Source organism: Chitinophaga sp. OAE865 (genome assembly GCF_040546735.1).
GTDB classification, from domain to species: domain Bacteria; phylum Bacteroidota; class Bacteroidia; order Chitinophagales; family Chitinophagaceae; genus Chitinophaga; species Chitinophaga polysaccharea_A.
The window spans coordinates 7,135,070-7,152,319 of the sequence record NZ_JBEPOF010000001.1; the positions used below are offsets into that span (position 1 = coordinate 7,135,070).

Annotated in this window: 11 protein-coding genes; 3 read left to right on the forward strand and 8 right to left on the reverse strand. The window is 47.6% G+C overall.

What is annotated here, in order from left to right; all coding sequences use genetic code 11:
* Window positions 1–7 precede the first annotated feature (7 nt).
* Complete coding sequence (locus tag ABIE50_RS28385; RefSeq protein ID WP_209861828.1) at window positions 8–2,884, reverse strand: TonB-dependent receptor; 2,877 nt, start codon at window positions 2,882–2,884, stop codon at window positions 8–10.
* Window positions 2,885–2,906: 22 nt separating this feature from the next.
* Between ABIE50_RS28385 and ABIE50_RS28390 the strand changes: the two genes are divergently transcribed.
* On the forward strand, window positions 2,907–4,226 hold the full coding sequence (locus ABIE50_RS28390) for a helix-turn-helix domain-containing protein (protein ID WP_209861831.1): 1,320 nt from the start codon (window positions 2,907–2,909) through the stop codon (window positions 4,224–4,226).
* Here ABIE50_RS28390 and ABIE50_RS28395 read toward each other — a convergent pair.
* Window positions 4,194–5,129 (reverse strand): LysR family transcriptional regulator, encoded by a 936-nt coding sequence (locus tag ABIE50_RS28395; protein ID WP_209861834.1) that lies wholly within the window; start codon window positions 5,127–5,129, stop codon window positions 4,194–4,196. The genes ABIE50_RS28390 and ABIE50_RS28395 overlap by 33 nt on opposite strands.
* Window positions 5,130–5,223: 94 nt before the next feature.
* Between ABIE50_RS28395 and ABIE50_RS28400 the strand changes: the two genes are divergently transcribed.
* Window positions 5,224–6,342, forward strand: a complete 1,119-nt coding sequence (locus tag ABIE50_RS28400) for an alkene reductase (RefSeq protein ID WP_209861837.1) — start codon at window positions 5,224–5,226, stop codon at window positions 6,340–6,342.
* A complete protein-coding gene (locus tag ABIE50_RS28405) occupies window positions 6,332–7,426 on the forward strand; it encodes an alkene reductase (protein WP_209861839.1) in 1,095 nt (364 codons plus the stop codon). Before ABIE50_RS28400 ends, ABIE50_RS28405 begins: the two co-directional genes overlap by 11 nt.
* A 116-nt stretch (window positions 7,427–7,542) precedes the next feature.
* Here ABIE50_RS28405 and ABIE50_RS28410 read toward each other — a convergent pair whose 3' ends face one another.
* From ABIE50_RS28410 to ABIE50_RS28435, 6 genes are all read right to left on the reverse strand, one after another.
* Window positions 7,543–7,686 (reverse strand): hypothetical protein, encoded by a 144-nt coding sequence (locus ABIE50_RS28410; RefSeq protein ID WP_209861842.1) that lies wholly within the window; start codon window positions 7,684–7,686, stop codon window positions 7,543–7,545.
* A gap of 73 nt (window positions 7,687–7,759) precedes the next feature.
* Window positions 7,760–9,280 carry a right-handed parallel beta-helix repeat-containing protein gene (locus ABIE50_RS28415; RefSeq protein WP_354028213.1) on the reverse strand — a complete coding sequence of 507 codons (1,521 nt, stop codon included), beginning with the start codon at window positions 9,278–9,280 and terminating at the stop codon, window positions 7,760–7,762.
* A 70-nt stretch (window positions 9,281–9,350) separates the two neighbouring features.
* The gene (locus ABIE50_RS28420; RefSeq protein WP_209861847.1) at window positions 9,351–10,652 is read right to left on the reverse strand and encodes an IPT/TIG domain-containing protein; all 1,302 of its coding nucleotides are present in this window, start codon (window positions 10,650–10,652) and stop codon (window positions 9,351–9,353) included.
* 29 nt (window positions 10,653–10,681) lie between these two features.
* Complete coding sequence (locus ABIE50_RS28425) at window positions 10,682–12,517, reverse strand: RagB/SusD family nutrient uptake outer membrane protein (RefSeq protein WP_209861850.1); 1,836 nt, start codon at window positions 12,515–12,517, stop codon at window positions 10,682–10,684.
* Between the two features lie 24 nt (window positions 12,518–12,541).
* Window positions 12,542–15,973, reverse strand: coding sequence for a TonB-dependent receptor (locus ABIE50_RS28430; protein ID WP_209861855.1), 3,432 nt, complete (start codon window positions 15,971–15,973; stop codon window positions 12,542–12,544).
* Window positions 15,974–16,106: 133 nt separating this feature from the next.
* Window positions 16,107–17,234: a FecR family protein gene (locus ABIE50_RS28435; RefSeq protein WP_209861858.1), complete on the reverse strand. Its 1,128-nt coding sequence runs from the start codon at window positions 17,232–17,234 to the stop codon at window positions 16,107–16,109.
* Window positions 17,235–17,250: the final 16 nt, after the last annotated feature.

Below are 17,250 nucleotides of genomic sequence, written 5' to 3' on the forward strand. Positions count from 1 at the left end.
AGATGAATTATTTGATGATATCCCAGCGGATACCCGCCTGGCCGCGGCTTCCATACCATTCTTCTGCGGCTACACGCCGTTTATCGCCCATATAGGTTTTCAGCGGTTCGTTAGTAATATTATTGAGCTCGGCAAACACCCGTATTTTGGAAGTGATGTTCACAGTAGCAGAAGCATCTACAGTAAAATTCTTATCTGTCCAGATATAGAAATCCTTACCCAGCTGCTGATTGATGGTTTCGACCGAAACGCCGCGATAGTTACCGGCAACGCGGATCATGACACCATTACGCTCATAAAAGAGGATACTGTTAAAGAGATGGCGCGATTGGTTAGGTAAACTGGTTTTATCTGTGATCTTATTTCCACTTATGGTTCTCGGTACTTCAACTGTTGAATTAATAAAAGTATAGTTCAACTCTGCGCCTAACCCACTGAGGATACCTGGCAGAAAATCGAACCGCTTGTTGATACCTGCTTCCAGTCCGGCCAGGGAAGCATTATTCAGGTTCTTTGCCTGTGCTACCACATAATTCACCCCGTTCTCCACATAGTAATTTTTATCTGCAAAAATCACATGGCTGATCTGTTTATAAAAAACACCGCCGGAAATGAGACCTATATTTTTAAAATAGTATTCCCCCATCAGGTCGAAGTTATTGGAGAAGGTAGGCTGCAGATCAGGGTTTCCTTTGGTGATGGTTACATTGGAACCTGTATTGTCCACAGATTCGCCCGGGGTGAGATCGGTGAAATTAGGACGGATAAAAGTACGGGTATAGGCTGCACGCAGGTTAGCCTGGTCGTTGATGCTGTATTTAAGATGCAGCATAGGCAGCAGGGCATTGTAATTGTTTTTCACCGTAGCCGGCGTAATAACTGTTTGTTTCGGCGAGCCTTCTGCCGTAGCCTTTGAGCCATGCAGGGTGAATGTGGTATATTCATTTCTCACACCGGCAATCATTTTCAGTTTATCTGTCAGATCCACTTCTGCCATCGCATAGGCTGCAGCTACATTTTCCGTGCCCGTATAAATGTTGGTGGCATTGGATTTCGAGGTATAATCTGCGAAGCCGTTCTTGCGTAGCGTGGCAGTATCATACAAATCAAACAACTGTTGTTTGGTGAGGGGATCTACCATAAACTGATCGTAGTTCCCTTTCAGGCCCTGGAAGAAACCGCCACGAACGGGGAAATCGGTGGTTTGCAATGTATTCAGTGGCAACAGGCCCGGCGAATTTGGAACACCCAATGCCGCGCCCGGCAGGTATACGATGTTGGAGCCATACATACCGGCGCGGTCTTTATGGCGGTATTTGGCGCCGAACTTCAGGTTTACCCTGGAAGATGCGCTCACCTTAAAATTCAGCTGTGCGGTTTTATCTTCTTCTTTTGTATCCAGCTGAGCAATCACCAGCTGTTGCAGTGTAAGCTTTGCAGGATCCATTACTTCCCCGCTGTTTTTTATGCCGGCATCAAAGTGCAACGGGTCGCCGCCAATACCTCCCGGGGAATCGAAGCCCCAGTACCGCTTCCCATCTGCAGAAAGATTATTAAACCCACCGGTTATTTTCTGGCGGAAAGTAGCAATGGGCAATCCTTTATTACTATTGGTGGGTGGTGTTTCAAGAAAATATTTCGTATAGTAGTCGCTGATAGCCCAGTCCATTTTTACTTTGGACGACAACTGGTGCTCTCCGCCAAGTTCCCCGCCGTTGAGCACTGTCTGATAATAGGAGTAGCGATAGTTATACTGATAGCGGCTGTTATTGTAATCTACGTAGGATTCGTATACCGGGCGTATATCGTTAAACTTATCCATCAGTCCGCGGAAGAATATTTTATTGGAGGAGTTAAACCTGTATTCCAGTCCAACGTTAGCGCCATAGGTCTGGCGTTTCCCCATATACCGCTTAAGCATAACGGTACTGATGGACTTCTGCTGGGCAGGATCGGGCAAAGCCGTATTGTAGGCCACTTCAAAGGCATCCGTTCCCCACTGGCGGTCCCAGATAGCGCCGGCAATCATCACGCCCAGTTTGTCTTTGAAAAAGCGGTCGCCGTACACGAGTGATGCATTATACGTGGCATCTTTTGAAAAAGTATTATACCCACCGGCCGCACTTACATTAAGCGTTCTTTTGGCAGGAGCGGTGCGGGTAATGAAGTTTATGGAACCGCCGATAGCATCGCCCTCCATATCCGGTGTGATGGCCTTGGCCACCTGTACGTACTGGATAATTTCTGAAGGTACTGCATCGAGTACGGAGTTACGGTTGCCCAGTACATTGGCGCTGGGCAGGCGGCTGCCATTGAAAAGGGTGGATGTCCACGCGAAGGGTGTACCTCTTACCGTAGCAGCATCCGCTTCTCCGTGGTAGCGGGCCACTGCTACGCCCTGTATACGTTGTACTGCTTCTGCCGCGTTGCGGTCCGGCAATTTCCCTATGGCATCTGCCGCGATAACATCCATGATAGCGAGGGAATTCTTTTTAATACTGAGCGCCTTAACGGTGGAAGGCGCCATGGTACCCTTTACCAGCACTTCCCCCAGTTTACCGCCGGTGGGCGCCAGGACGATATTGCCGGCATCGTTGATACCTGGTTTTACCGTAAGCTCCACTGTTTGTGTTTCATGCCCTATATAAGATACCAGCAAGGTTACTTTACCGGTGGCGTGTACGTTTAAAGTGAATGCTCCATTTAAATCGGTGGCTGTACCTTGTTTGTTACCTGCAGTTTGCACGGAGGCGCCGGGCAGATGACCTTCCCTTCCGTTGATGATTCCTTTAATGGTTTGTGCCTTTGCCGCGCCTGTTATTACCAGCAGAAGCAGTAATGTGCAGCAGCGGCTACGTTTTAATGGTATAAAGATGCGATCCATATGAAGGTATTTTTCAGCAAAAATGGGGGTTGCTGATGATGCGTTCGACCGCATCCAACTACTGCTACGTGTATACGTATTTTTCGGTTTAAACGTACTCACTTTTATTGAAAACCAATACCTTAACCTGTGTTACGAAATCATTACCAATGGAGCTGCAACTGGCGGAACCGGCAGGTTTAACATTGTGGTAATATTGGTTTTATACTTTCGGTGGCATATCCGCACTATGATATATGTTATTGCCATCGGAGCTTTTCAGGCGCTAACCGCAGTAGCTTTGCTGAGCAGCAGTAAACTGCGCAGCAAGGCCGACTTCCTGCTGATCTTATTGTTATGCAGTATTGCTGCGCATCTTGCTATTAAATTCTGTATCTATTCATTTGTGGACGATCATGAAGTGCGTACGCAGATGAATACCTTTATCGGTTTTTGTTACGGGCCATTGCTGTACCTGTACGCTTGCCAGCGCCGGGATGCAGCATTCATTCCCGCTTCCCGCTGGTATGTTTTCCTGCCATTTATATTTGGTGCGGTGGGTTATCTTACGGTAGTATGTGTGCTGATGTGGTCTGCCGATGCAGGCCATGCCGTGTTGTATTATTATAATGAAACCACTACGTGGATGATGATGATACCTGGCTTCCTTTTCCCGGCGTTGTCGCTCCGTATTGCCAAACAGTTAACTAATATGCCGCAGGAGAAGAAACTGATCAACAGTATCAGTTACCTGCTGGGTATTATAAGTATTATTTCGCTGGGATTTAAAACGGCGCAGTCACTTCATATGCTGCAGGGTTCGTACAATATTATCTGCAGGGATATCGTATACTCGTTGCTGTTAGTAGTGTGCCTGGTGATCATCCGGTACAAATATGTAGGGATTATGGGCTTACAGACGGTGAAAGCAGAGGCGCCTCCCGGAACGGCGGAGATACCTCCTGCCCGTAAGATGCAGCTCAGTGCTGAAGAACAGCGGCAGGTGCTACAGGTGCTGGAAGCACATCTTCATAAAACCAGGATATATACAGATGCAGCGTTAAACCTCGACAAACTCGCTCAGGGAGCAGGTATCAGCAAATATCATATCTCCGAAACGCTGAACAGTTATGCAGGCAAATCGTTCTACCAGTATATCAATGAATGGCGAATCCGGAGAGCCATGGAACAGATCCGTTTCATGAATGAAAAAGCACTACCGGTGAATGTGCTTACACTGGCATATGATTGCGGCTTTAAGGCCAAATCATCTTTCAACCAGTATTTCAAAAAGATTACCGGTCTTACACCTACCGAATATATTAAATCGTTAGTTACGCCGGGCGTTACTATTCACGAGTGAAGGCCTGCGGAATTCTTTGGTAAAGATCTGCTGTACCTGGTCAATTTCGCCGGCGTACATTGTTTTTTTCCGGGTGCCGAAATACAATGTATTTTCAATTGCCGGTTCACCTTCCCATACCAGTTTCATGGCACCTGTTTCAATTTCCTGCGCACATAAAAAATCGGGCACCACGGAGAAACCTGTTCCCCCGCTGAGGCAACGAACAATAGAGCAGATGTTAGGAACAATATAATTGGGTTTGAAATCCATGTGGTGGCGGAAGTTATGCTGCCAGAAACGTTTCAGGTGTTCCATATCTGCGGCGGTACTATACCACAACTGCTCCTTCAGCCAGTTCTCCGCGGCTTTGATATCCTTCTTCTTTAATAATGCGAGCAGTGGTTTCACATCTGTTTTCCCGTCGGCTACCAGGACGATCCTTTCTTTGGAAAACGGTTTAAACTCCAGGTTTTTCTGATCCCCTTTCTGTGGCGTAATGATGAGGTCCAGCAGGCCTTTATCCAGATCGTTGATCATCTGTGGATAGTCGCCGAACTTGATGATCACGTTAAATGGCAGCCTGGCAATATATTTCTCCAACGTATACTGAAATGTTTCAAAACACATACCTATGCTGATAGTGGCCCTGTCGGCTTTCGTGCTTTTGTGGAAAAGCTGTTCTGCATTTTCCAGTTTAAGTAAAGGTTCCTCTATAAAGTTGTAGATCACCTTGCCTCTTTCTGTAGGCACCAGTTTTTTGGCGGAGCGGTCGAACAGTTTATAGCCGGTATATGCTTCCAGGGAATTGAGGTGCAGGCTTACGCCCGGTTGCGAGATAAAAAGCTCCTGCGCCGCTCCTGTAAGCGAGCCCTGCTCATAAATGGATTTGAAGGTACGGAGCCATTCCAGGTTGAGTCCCATATCATTATCATTTTTATGATACAAAGGTATAAGTTAAATAATTATGATAATAATACATTTTGAGGGAATTTTGCTTTATCAAAATGCGAAAACAATGCTTTTTACAGATTATAAACTAGGCGGGCTTCACCTGAAAAACAGGATGGTAATGCCGCCGATGACCAGGTCCAGGGCAGCCCGTGGCGATATAGCCACTTCACAGATGGCCGAATATTACAGTCAGCGGACCGGGGCCGGGCTGCTGATATCAGAAGGTACACAGATCAGCCGGCAGGGCCAGGGATATGCCTGGACGCCGGGTATATATACCCAGGACCAGATAACTGGCTGGAAACAGGTAACGGATGCGGTGCATGCCAATAACGGGCTCATCTTCGCACAATTATGGCATGTAGGCCGGGTATCGCATATTTCCATCCAGGAAAACGGGGCTGCCCCGGTAGCGCCTTCCGCTATCCTTGCAGAAGGCGTGAAAGTATTTGCCGATCCGGCAGGCAAAGGGCCTGAAGCCGGCGCCGGGGAAATGGTGCAGCACTCTATGCCCCGCGAGCTAACAAAGCCTGAAATAACGGCTATCATCAATGATTTTGCGCAGGCGGCTAAAAATGCTATTGCCGCCGGTTTTGACGGTGTGGAGTTGCATGGCGCCAACGGTTACCTGATTGAGCAGTTTATCGACTCACAAACCAATCATCGTACAGATGAATACGGCGGTTCCCTGGAAAACCGTTTGCGGTTCCTGAAAGAAGTGGTAACTGCTGTAGCCAATGCCATCGGGAAAGACCGTGTGGGCGTGCGGCAGGCGCCTTTAACCACGCTAATGGGCGCCATGGACGATCATCCGGAAGAAACCTACATTGCCGCAGCAAAAGTGCTGAACGATATTGGCATTGCGTATATCCACATTGCAGAAGCCGATTGGGACAACGCCCCGGTGATGCCGGTGGCATTCAAGGAAGCATACAGGAAAACTTTTACAGGTACGCTCATCTACGCCGGTAAATATACTGTTGCCAGGGCCGAGGAAGCATTACAGAAAGGATGGGCAGATCTTATTGCCTTTGGCCGTCCATTCATTGCCAACCCGGACCTTCCCTACCGGCTGCAGCACCAGCTGCCATTAAATGAGCCCGACAGATCTACATTCTTTGGTGGCGGCGCAGCAGGTTACACAGATTATCCTACCGTTAAAAAAACAGCAGATGTTATTTGAACCATATACCGGCAAAAGCCTGGCATTAAAGAACAGGATCGTGATGGCGCCTATGACGCGCGCCAGGAACCCCAACGGGATTCCCAATGAAATGAATGCGCTGTACTATCGTCAACGTACCAACGCAGGGCTCATTGTCACGGAAGGCACTTCCATCTCCCCTACGGCATCGGGTGTATTACATATTCCCGGGTTATTCACGCCGGAGCAGGTGGAAGGCTGGAAACTGGTTACCAGCGCCGCTCATGCGGCAGGCAGCAAAATATTCACACAGTTATGGCATGTAGGCCGCGTATCACATACCAGCAATCAACCCGGTGGTATTGCACCGGTAGGCGCATCAAACATCCAGGCAGCCAACTCGCATGCATGGGGTTATGATAAAAACGGCCGGGAAGCATTTGTAACCTGCTCCGTTCCGGTAGCATTAACTACAGAAGGTGTAAAGGCAGTGATACAGGATTTCGCCAATGCCGCCGCCAATGCGGTGAAAGCAGGCTTCGACGGTGTAGAGCTGCATGGCGCCAACGGCTATCTCATTGAGCAGTTCCTGAATCCTTTTGTGAATAACCGTACAGATGAATATGGCGGCAACATTATTAACCGCAGCCGCTTCCTGCTCGAAGCCATCGATGCGTGTATTGCCAACATCGGCGCAGAGAAAACAGCGATCCGTCTTACTCCCTATGGCGGCCTGCATGAAATGCCGCATTACAACGAACTGGAAGCTACTTATCAATATCTTGCCACTGAACTCGGCAAGCGGAACATCGCTTACATCCATATCATGGATCAGCAATCGAGAGGGAGCTTTGCCTTACCGGAAGCCTTCATGGCCCGGTTCAGGAAACAATTCAATGGTGTGATCATCCTGGCGGGTGGTATGAACCGGGAAAAAGCGGAGCAGTATTTAAATGCCGGCACCATCGACCTGGCTGCATGGGGAGAGCCATTTATAGCCAATCCTGATCTTACTGAACGACTGAAAAACAACTGGCCATTGAATCCACCAGACCGGGCATTACACTATGGAGGGGCTGCGCACGGGTATACCGATTACCCGGCGTATGAGGCGGCACTTTAAATATGGGGAAGCATTAGGATACCGTGATGCTCTTCAAAGAAGTAAAACACTGAACCCGCCTGTGACAGCGGGTTCAATTCAACTAAAACAAACTTTAGCCATTGGGTATCCGGCTATTAGCATACCCAAAAAGTTTCTCCGCAGGAAATAAACTGCGTAGTTGGCAGCGAGCGGTCTTTGCCTTTTTCCTGTGGCGCTTTACTAAGACTGGCCACTGTAATCTTTGTGAGCTTCAGCTTTGAGGTGATTTTCTTTTTCATATTGATACAGATTTAGGTTACTTCAATCTACGATTAGAATCTGTTATCATCAATCACGTAAAAAGGGGATTTATCACTGCTGTGCTCCTTTACTGATCTTATTATTTACGATACGTGCATTACCGTCAATATCAACACTCCCGTTCACTGCCTCAGAAATAACTACCCCCGTATTACGGGCAGGTGAGCTGGCAGCAATATGCAGGTCAGGCACAGTGGTACTGATGAGTAACGGATCGGTACCATATACCGAGGCAGCATCTGTACCGGAGGTGGTTTTCCAGGTATTGAAATCAGTTATGATATTTGTGTTGGTGCCATTCCAGATCCATTGCGGTGTACCGGTGGTGAAATAAAGGTTATTGTCGATGATATTGCCTGATCCGGTATTGGTGTACTTATGTATAAATATATCTACCGGTCTCGCATATACGATATTATTACGGATCACATTATCAAAGCATTGCTCGGTAAGCCGGATCTCTCCTTCTATTTCGCCGAAAGCGCCCGGCTCCCGGTCATTGAACAGAAGCGTATTGTTCACCACGTAACAATTGCGTGTACCGCCCGAAGTATAGCCCAGGTAACCACCCAGATAAATACCCGTACGCCAGCAGTTATACACGAAATTATTCCGTACAATACAGTTACTGGTAGGATAAGCATCATTCTCACTTACAATACCAATGCCGCGGTCGGCCTCATGAATGCGGTTCCTTTCCACGGTAATGTTCCTTGCACCATCCACGTAAATAGCAATGGCGCCGTGACCATGTACGCCGCCCACAGGCCCACGGGTCATATCGATGTTGTACAGTTCATTTTCGCTGATCACACCATTCCTTGCATAGTTAAATGCAGGATTGGTATTAGCCGCGTAACCGCCTGCCGCATCAATACCAATGTTCTCGGTATTGTAAATGGTGTTCCTCCTGATTATAAATCCATCTACATAACCATTGATAGTAAGATTCTCACTGTAACCTGTTTTAGTATCATGAATGATATTATCTTCCACGAGGATGTTCTTCATCACATCAGCCGTGTTTCCGATAATTTCAATACCATGACCGCTGCGGCCCTGCGAGGGATCTACATTATGTTCTATGTTATAGATTTTATTTTTCCGGATGATGATATTGCCGGCTCCTGCATCTGCTGTAATCCCATTCACATTGGCACCTGCCGCGTTGCTTTTTAAGTTGCAGATATCAAATCCCTCCAGCACTACATAGCTGGTGTTACTGATCGTTACCAGTGCTTCCCTGCCGGTAACAATCATTCCTGAGCCGTCAATCACAGCCTTTTCACCGGGATAAGCTTTTAGCGTGATCAGCTTTTCAAGCCGGCCTGAACGTGGGAATATTACCTTTTCCGGGTAGGTACCTGCCCGTACCAACACTGTATCGCCGGGCAGGGCTTTGGCCAGGGCAATGTTAATGCTGCGTACTGGTTTACTGATAGTACCGGCTGCGGAGTTATCTCCGTTTTCTGCCACATAGTAAGTATGTGTTTGTACAACGTCAACGGGAGCAACGGTAGTAGATCCTTTACTACAGGCCCCGGCCAGCATAGTGAATAGTAATAAATACATGTTCCTGTTTAACATCTTTAAAAAAATAAACGGCAACAGCAGGTGCTGTCGCCGCAGGTTTACGTATCGGTTATTCAGAAATTATTTTCCTCACCCTGTTATTGTTTTTGTCCAGCACATATACTACACCATTCTTATCCACCGCCACGCCCATTGGCGCATTAAATGAAGCGGCAGCTCCAATGCCATCTGCAAAGCCTGCAGCATTGCTACCGGCATAGGTGATCACGTTCCAGGTATTGGCGGAAATAGCACGGATGCTTTCATCAGCATTAGCGCCATAGCTGCCGTTGCCGGCCACGTAAATATTACCGGACAGATCTACTGCCACTCCCCATGGATTGGCAAACCTTGCAGCAGTGCCGGTTCCGTTTACATATCCGGCTACTCCTGTTGATCCTGCTATCACAGTGGGTTCCCATGTGCCTGCCTTAAAACGGATAATGGTATGACCTGTATTACTGGATACATACAGGTTACCGGCCTTATCGAAATCCATTCCGCCGGGAGCGGTAATACCGTTAATAATAGCCGTACTGCTGCCATTGGCGCTCATCTCAAAAACGCTTCCTCCCCCATTACTGCAATAGTATACTTTGCCGGAAGTTTTATCCACGGCTACATTCCAGGGCTCCTGTACTGTGCCCCCGAGTGTGATAGTGGTACCATCCGGCGTAATTTTGCGGATGCTCCAGGTACCCGGATCTGCGGCATACACATTGCCTTGTGCATCTAACGCCACACCATATGGTATCTGGAAACGTGCAGCTGGTCCTTTGCCATCGTCGCTGCCACCGTTACCAGGGCTGCCGGCAAGAACAGTAGCGTTACCTGCGCTATCTATTTTACGGATACAGGCGTTGCCGGGATCTGCCACATATACATTCCCGTTATCATCTGCAGCAATGCCCATCATCCGGTACCAGCTCTGCCCGTTGAAGTTAAACAAAGCATCGGCGCCTTTTCCGTTGGCAAAACCTGCGGTTCCGTTACCAGCAAGTGTACTAACCGTTCTGGAAAATACGTAGGTAAACGGCGTGCTGCTCGTTACACTGTCCTTTCCTACTTTTACCACCAGGTTACCGGTACCACATTTCTTTGGCACTATCACCATAATCTGTTTCGTATTGGCGTTCACGATAGCACAACGTTTGCCGTTGATGGTAACAGTGATATCCGATGTGTCTGCAGAAAAATTATCACCTGTAATCAATACTTCTGTGGTGGCTCCGCCAGTGGCGGGAATAAAATCATTGAGCAGTACGGGCTGTCCGTCTGCGTGTTTCAGATCGTCGTCTTTTGAACATCCTGCGAGCAAGACAGATACCAGTAAACAACCTTTCAATATATATGAATTCAGTGGCCTGATCATAGCAGTTAGTTAAGAATTAAATAAAGAAATTACCAGCCGGGGTTTTGTACTAAAGCACGGTCCCTTTCCAGGTCCTGTTGCTGAATAGGGAACATGTACATCTTGTTGTCCCAGTATCTTTTCTGGAACAGGGTACGTGTATAAAAACCGGTGAAAGAAAATCCCTGGTCATTGTCTTTCGCATTCACATTCATACCATAGATCGCCTGGTTCTCCGGCTTGCTCATCAACAACCTACGGATAAGAGTATAGTACCTGTCGCCTTCGAAGCAGAACTCCACCTGTCTTTCACGGAGGATATACTTCCTCATTTCTTCCTGGTTCCCTACGGCGCCGGGATATACAGTTTCAATACCAGGCAGGCCTGCGCGTGCTCTTACCATGTTAAGGTATTTCACGATATCGGTATTGGCCGGATCATATTCGTTTAATGCTTCCACATAGTCCAGCAAGATCTCTGAGTAACGGATAAGAATATACGGAGAGCGGTATGCATCGGTAGACATACTCCGGAGGTTATCATTCGGGCTCAGTAATTTGGAAGGAAGATATCCTGTAATAATATTACTGCCCATTCCCAGCATGCCTGATTTACCGCTGTAGTAAAACTCCTGGCGGCCGGTACCGTCTTTATTTTTTTCTGAGGAGAAATAGTTCTTGTCATCTACAGATACCGCTGCTACCACAGGACGGCGATTGTAGGCAATGTATGCGTAGAACCGCGGCTCACGTTTGGCATACATGTTCCAGTCGCCTTCTTTATTTTCCCAGTAGTGATCACCGTCCTTCGTAGCAAAGCCAGTTTCCACATACCCGGAAGAAGGGTCGGTAATAGCTTTACCATTGTTCATATAAAACGCATCCACTACATTTTGTGTAGCGTTATACAAATTATATCCCGCGGGACCAGGAGAAGAACAGATGGTGTATCCCCAGCGTTGCCAGTTCATGGAAGCGAGGATAATTTCATCATTCCAGGAAGTAAGGAACAGGTCGCGGACCGAGAGAAACGGATCGAAGCTGGTACCGCCGTTGTCGAGATTAGTAAACAGTTTATACTTGTTGGAATCAATAATCGCTTTTGCTGCCTGTGCAGCGATGCGCCACTTATTCACATCATAACCGGAAGGCGCCAATGCCGTACCGTCCTGGTTTTTGAACGATGCAAAAGCGGGGTTGCCATTCCATAAGGGGCTGGCGGCCCATTGTGCCACTTTTGCTTTTACAGCAAGGCATGCGCCACGGGTAGCCCGACCGTTGTTACCAGAAGAGTTCCATACAAAAGGAAGACCAGCGGCGGCGCCATCCATCATATCATTGATAAATTTCACACAGGTATCGAAAGGCGCCCTTGGATATTTATTCATGTCTTCATCCTGGCTTACGGTGTTGGTAAGTTTTACAAACGGACCGTATTGCCTTAACAGCATCCAGTAAAAATAGCCACGCAGAAAAAGGTTCTCTGCCTTGTATTGTGCCTTCAGTTCGTTACTCAACTGATCCGCCGGCACCTTATCAATGTTCTGTTCAAAGATGAAGGATTTCCGGATGGCGGTATAATATCCGCCCCAGTTATAGTAGTACCAATCGGAGGCGCTCCAGTTACCGCCTACCATATACCTTACAGTGGTACCGGGAATGGAAACGGACAATTCATCTGCCGCACCGATACCGGCATAGTCGCCGCCCGCCTGGCGGGCGCTGTAAATATTACTCAGATAGGCTTCGGCGTTGGCCCTGGTTTGCCAGATCTGCTCTTCGGTGAGCAGGTTATCAGGTTTTTTATCCAGGTACTTACTGCAGGATACCAATGTAATAGCAGTGATACCGGTGAAAAGAAGTAACAGGTATTTATATCTGGTCATAACGATGATCTTTTTGGTCGTTGATTAAAACTGCGCCCTTACACCCAGGGTAACTGTTTTCGGGAAAGGATACCTTGAACCGGAAATGCCCAGTTCAGGATCCCATAGCTTAAACTTCGTGAACGTGAGCATATTGGTAGCCGTTGTGTATACCTGCAGATTGCTGATCCCTTTGCGTTTCATATCCGGCGTAATAAATGAGTAGCTGAAAGTAGCCTGTTTCAGGCGCATAAAGCTGCCGTCGCGTATCCACCAGCTACTGTTTAAATAATTATTGTCGTTGATGTTGGCTATGGTAAGCCGTGGATAATGTACATCCTGGCTGGGGTTTTCTGTTGTCCAGCGGTTCATCATATCTTCCAGTACGCTGGCGGTATACTGGCCCATCCCAGCGAAGGGTACCACGCCTACTCCATCTGCGCCGGCGCCATTGCCGGTCACGCCTATACCATTCGCCATGATACCCACATCTGCCACACCTGCAAAAACAGCAGAAAGCTCAAATCTCTTATAGCCGATATTAAAACCGTAACCGTATGACCAGGTAGGGAAACTTGATTTACCCAGGTAGGTTTGATCATTGCCATCTACTTTACCGTCATTATTCAGATCTGCGTATTTCACATCACCCGGATGTACCACCCTGAACTGCTGCGGGCTTTTCTCTACATCATCCTGGCTGGTGAAAAGGCCGAGGCTTTGATAGCCTTTGAATTCGCCGTATTTATGTCCCTCCTGCTGGGCATAGGCATATAAGGCAATGGGATTATCGGCATAGATGATCTTGTTTTTTGCATAGGTAACGTTACCGAATACACGAATAGAAACATCTTTACCAATATGGTCGGTATATTCTATACTACCATCTACTCCCTTATTCACCATTTCGCCGATATTACCATAAATCCTGCTGCCCCCATATCCCGCAACCGGTGAAATAGACTGCCTTTCTACAAGAATGGCGCTTCTCTTATCCTGGAATCCATCTACGACGATATTCAGTTTATTTAAAATTCCTATCTCCAGGCCAATGTCTGCTTTCGCTGATTTTTCCCAGGTAAGATTCTGAGTACCGATTACATCAGCATTAATACCACCATAATAAGAAGGTGTGCCGGAGCTGCCAAAAGATACGCCGCTCGCACCGTTATAATAGGTAAGATAACCGAAGCGGTTCTGGTCGATCTGATCATTTCCTGTCATGCCATAAGATCCGCGGATTTTCAGAAGACTTATCACTTTTGTATACGGCAGGAAGAAATTTTCCTTAGAGATCACCCAACCGACAGAACCTGCCGGGAAGTATCCCCATCTTTTCCCCCGGTCAAAGTTCTCTGAGCCGGTAGCGCCCATATTTGCTTCCGCGAGATATTTATCCATATAAGAATACGTAACCCTTGCCGCAGCGCTCTGGTTGCGGTAAGGAATGGCGCCTTTTACATCTCCTGCGGAGCCCACCAGGCGATTCCGGATACTACCTACCAGTAGTCCGCCAAAATTATGTTTACCGAAGCTGTGATCATAAGTGAGGTTGCCTTCCAGGTACATCATGCGTTCCCCGGTTGACGATGAGCCATAACCCAGGTAGGTATTCCCGATCCTGGTTTGGTTGTATACCAGGTTACCAGTTTCATCCCTTCCGGGTGCATAGAACAGGTCGTTCACTCCTCTTCTGCTGTTATCAAATTCGCTGTAGGTATCAAAAGAAAAACGGGCATTCGCGCTTAATCCTTCAGTAATTACATCCAGCTTCTGATTAAGGGATAATACAGATTGAATGGAAGGCCTGAACTCTGTGGAATAGCCGGAATTCTGTACAAGGTTAAACGGGTTGGAACCACCGTTGTTTACCGGGCCGGCCCATTTACCATCGGGGTAGGAAACAGGGAAGGATATAGGATTGGTAGCGTAGGTGGAATACCATATAGCTCCTGCCGAATTGCCCGGGTAACGGGTATTTACCAGCATGGAAGCCAGGTTAAGGGAAAGTAAGGTTGTTTTGGTGACGTTCAGGTCTACATTGCTCCTGAAATCATATCTTTTGAAATTGAGATTGGGATTATAACTGATGTCTCTTACATTATATTGTCCGTCCTGGTTATAAAAAGACATAGACACATAATAGCGCATGGCTTCTCCGCCACCACTTACATTCACATTGGCATTGGTCATGGATGCCCAGTCTTTATAAATGGTATTGATCCAGTTTACATTGGGATAAATATACGGATCAAGGCCGCTGGCTGTTTTACGGATCAGCTCATCAGAGTATACCGGTTCTTCGCCGGCGTTGGCACGGGCTTCATTGTACAATTTCATATAGTTCACGCCGTCCAGCATTTTGGGCATTTTCGTAAGACCGCTGAAACCTGTTTCTGCTTTGGCAGATACTTTGGGTTTACCGGCAATACCCCTGCGGGTGGTGATGATCAATACGCCATTGGCACCTTTGGCTCCGTATACCGCAGTAGCAGAGGCATCTTTCAGCAGCGAAATGCTCTGGATGTCTTCCGGGTCAATGTTATTAAAAGCACCGCCGTAAGTACTGTTCACATCTTCCCTCTGCACACCATCAACAATAATGAGCGGGGAAACGCTTCCTTTAAAAGTACCGATCCCACGGATGGTAAAGTTCGGATTATCATAACCAGGTTCGCCACCGCCGCTCTGCATGGAAATCACACCGGCCACTTTTCCTACCAGTGCATTGGTTAAAGAACGTACCGGCGTTTGCATATCGGCCATGTTTACAGTGGATACGGCGCCGGTTACGGTTACTTTTTTCTGGCTGCCAAAACCAACTACCACTACTTCGTTCAGCTTGTCCACTTTTGCAGTGAGACTCACCTTCAGCGTTTTCTGGTTAACGACCTTTACCTCTTCAGGGTTCATGCCCATCATGGCCACCTTGAGGATATCATCCTTGTTGGCGGCAATGGAAAACACGCCCATTACATCTGTAACAGTTCCTTTTTTACTGTCTTTCACCGTGATGGTAGCGCCGGGCAGGGGATTTCCATCCACATCCATTACCTGCCCGCGAACCAGCCATTCCTCCTGCTTTGCCGCCACCGGCGTTGCGGTGTTTTCCGGTGCATCGGCTTTTTTGTCGAGCACAATCCGGTTGCGTTGCAGTACATAGCTGATGTTTTTATCTTTAAAAATAAAAGCCAGTACCTCTTCCAGCTTTGCCTGGCGGAAGTTGAGCGACATTTTCTCACCATCGTTCAGCAGCTGGTTGCTGTAAACAAGAGTAAGACCTGTTTGTTTTTTAATGGCCCGGAAGATCTGCAGGAGCGTTACCTCATTGCCGGTAACCGTGACGATCGATTGCAGCGAAGGCTCCGGCGTTTGTGCTTTCACGCCGGAAAATGAAGTGCATAAAAGGGCACACAGCACCAACATGCGCACAACGTTTCGCATAGCCAGCTTACAGTGGCGTATACTTTTTCTCATTCGGGAATTGTTTACAAGTTAAAATGATGGTACAGCAAATGACAGTAACAAATGCTTTCATCACAACTACATCGTTTTCCTGGAAACGGGTGACAAGGAGTAGTAAAAATATTTTTTGAGGGGAAGGAAAATCTTATTTCAGGGTAATTTCATTACCTGATAAACGATAATCGATATGTGCAGTTGTTTTGAGATCGGAGAGGAAATCTTCCAGCCGGTTGCGGTCCATCAGCCCTGTAACCACCTGGTCAGCCGCTTTGTTTTTATCCAGTACAAACCGCATCCCGTAAAAGCGGGAGGCAGTGGCGATAAGCGCAGCAAGCGGCATACGATGATAATAGTAAATACCATTGCGCCAGGCCAATACTTCTTCTTCATCAAAATGACTGGTCACAAATCCTTTACCGGCATCATAATCGGCCTGGATACCGGGTTGCAGCGCCTGGCGCTCGTTCATTTTTCCTTTGGTGATCACCCGGCCTTCCACCAGGGCCGTTTTCACGGTACCGGCCTGGTACGTATTAATATTAAAAGCTGTTCCCAATACCTGTACACTGGTCAATGCAGTATGAACCACGAAGGGTTTTCCCGCGTTGGAGGCCACCTTAAAATAAGCTTCCCCATCTACATATACCTCCCTTTCCCCACGGCCAAAATGGAAAGGAAAACGGAGCCTGGTGGCGGCATTCAGCCATACCTCCGTACCATCGGACAGTGTTAGTTTATAACTTTCGCCGGCAGGTACATCAAGGGTATTCAATACCGTATCGGCAGAAGTATATTGAAGCGCGCCATTGCTGGTGCTCAGTGTGGCGTTGTTAAGGGCAATGGTTTTGGCGCCGCTGTCTTTAGTCAGCTCTACTTTTTCACCATTGCTCAGCAGCAGGCGCACCGGTTGCTTTTGTTGCTGCATGGCTACAGTTGGCGATATCACAGGAGCTGTGCGGGCAAAGAAATAATAGACGCCGCTACCCATCAATAATAACACAGCAGCTGCTGCCAGCCACTTTTTAAGGTGGATAACCGGGTGGTGTGCTGCCCTTTCTTCCCTGATCTGCCGGAGGGCAGAAGCTGAATCTATCTGTTGCAGGTACTCGTCTGTATGCAGTGTAATGCTTTCCTGTTCAAGCTGGTTCCACTGCGCCTTGAAGTGGGCATCGTGCAGCAACATATCCTGCACATAGGCTTCTTCATCTGCAGAGAGTGCTCCCGACAAACGTTGTAGATATAATTCAAATATTTTCTCCTGTACCTGCTCCATTGTTAACAAATCGGGG